The organism is Methylothermus subterraneus (assembly GCF_054656915.1).
Map to the genome: position 1 here is coordinate 1 of NZ_BAAHXK010000048.1, position 258 is coordinate 258.

Below are 258 nucleotides of genomic sequence, written 5' to 3' on the forward strand. Positions count from 1 at the left end.
CCGCCGGTTGTCAAACCTCGGCTTCCGGTAACGGGTTTTGCGGTAACGCCGACTCCGGCGGCAAGCCGCCCGTTGCGCCAGCCGCTTGCGAATCCGGTGGCCCCGGTGATGCAGCTCGCCGGCCCAGATCACCGTCTCGCCTCGGCGGGCAAAGGTGGCTACCAGGGCCATGCCCGTCGTTTTGCTGCCCGGATCGGACTTAAGGCGCATAGGCTGCACTTGCCCATCGTCCCGATCCTTCAAAATGATAGTGAACGG

Annotated in this window: 1 protein-coding gene; it reads right to left on the bottom strand. The window is 64.7% G+C overall.

Annotated features, from left to right (window positions below; genetic code table 11):
• On the bottom strand, nucleotides 1-249 hold a 249-nt coding region (locus ACYQ3M_RS11675), incomplete at its 3' end, for an RRXRR domain-containing protein (protein WP_460036253.1).
• Between the last annotated feature and the right edge of the window lie 9 nt (nucleotides 250-258).